The following is a 1384-nucleotide window of genomic DNA, read 5'->3' as shown; positions in this document are numbered from 1 at the left end:
GTTCGCGACCATCTCGCCTGGTGGCGGGGAATGGCGGGGGATGCGGCCGGTGCCGCCACCGCCACCGCTGAAGTGCTGGAGGACCTGGTGCGGGTGCTGGGGCCCGACCACCCCGACACCCTCAACGCCCGCGACAATCTCGCCGCCTGGCGGGGGGAAGCGGGTAAGGCCGATGTCCATCAACCGGCGACGTCGGAGAGTGGCGCCGCCGATTGCGGCTAGTGACGATCTTGCTGGCGTATTCCGTGCCCAGCGGGGCTGGTGGCTCGTTGGCCGGCACAGAAGCGGCCGTCTTGGCGTTCCCGGTCGCGGGTGGGGTGTGGAATGTCGATGCGGCCGAGGCCGTGGCCGAAGGTGCCTGAGCTGACCGCGCAGGTGGCGCGGGCGGTGGCGGCACGGGGCCCGTATCCGTTGGCGATGCGGGTCCGTGACGAGCTGGGCGAGTTGTTCGCGGACGCCGAGTTCGCCGAGGCGTTCGGGTCCAGAGGGAGGCCGGGCTGGTCACCGGGCCAGCTGGCGCTGGTGACGGTGTTGCAGTTCGCCGAGAACCTCACCGACCGGGCGGCAGCGCATCGGGTGCGGTACGGCATGGACCTGAAGTACGCGCTCGGCCTGGAGCTGGATGATCCCGGGTTCGACGCCTCGGTGCTGTCCGAGTTCCGCACGCGGTTGGTCGAGCACGGGATGGAGGAGAAGGTGCTCGACCTGCTGCTGACCGCGCTCAAGGACCGGGGCCTGGTGAAGGCCGGAGGCAAGCAGCGCACCGACTGCACCCGCGTGCTGGCCGCGGTACGCGCTCTGAACAGGCTGGAGCTGGCGGGGGAGACACTGCGAGCCACGCTGGAGACGCTGGCCTGCGCGGCACCGGACTGGCTGGCAGGGCGGTGCCCGTTCGGGAATGGGCCGAACGCTATGGCCCGCGGATTCACTCCTGGCATCCGCCGGATTCCACGAGCAAGCGCGAGGAGATAGCCCTGGTCTATGGCCGGGACGGGTTCACGCTGCTGGAGGCGGTGCATGCCCCTGATGCTCCGGCCTGGCTGCGCGAACTCCCGGCGGTGCAGGTCCTGCGCACCATGTGGGTGCAGAACTACCACCGCACCGTGACCGAGGCCGGAGCGGAGGTGAAGCGGCGGGAGAGCAAAGACCTCCCGCCTGGCAGGTTGCGGCTGGCTTCTCCGTACGACACCGACGCCCGCTACGGTCTCAAACAGGGCTCCTGGTGGACCGGCTACAAGATCCACATCAGCGAGTCCTGCGACGATGCCGACGGCCAGGCGCTGATCCCCGGAGCCGACGGACCGCCGCCGCGCTTGATCACCAGCATCGCGACCACCGACGCCACAGTGACCGATGCGGAAATGACCGAACCGGTCCATCACAT

The 1384-nt window shown here is 69.7% G+C and carries 1 protein-coding gene and 2 pseudogenes; all 3 read left to right on the top strand.

Going from position 1 to position 1384, the window contains the following annotated elements; all coding sequences use genetic code 11:
• Positions 1 to 222, top strand: a pseudogene (locus ACZ6AA_RS40500) (hypothetical protein); the annotation flags it as partial.
• A 132-nt stretch (positions 223 to 354) separates the two neighbouring features.
• Positions 355 to 972, top strand: a complete 618-nt coding sequence (locus tag ACZ6AA_RS40495; RefSeq protein WP_471463550.1) for a transposase — start codon at positions 355 to 357, stop codon at positions 970 to 972.
• Positions 885 to 1384 (top strand): annotated as a pseudogene (locus ACZ6AA_RS40490) (IS1182 family transposase); the annotation flags it as partial. The gene ACZ6AA_RS40495 and the pseudogene ACZ6AA_RS40490, both read left to right, overlap by 88 nt.

The sequence above is a fragment of the Streptomyces sp. NPDC040610 genome (assembly GCF_055594065.1).
The sequence above is the reverse complement of the archived record's forward strand: the minus strand, read 5'-3'. Positions and strand labels throughout refer to the sequence as shown.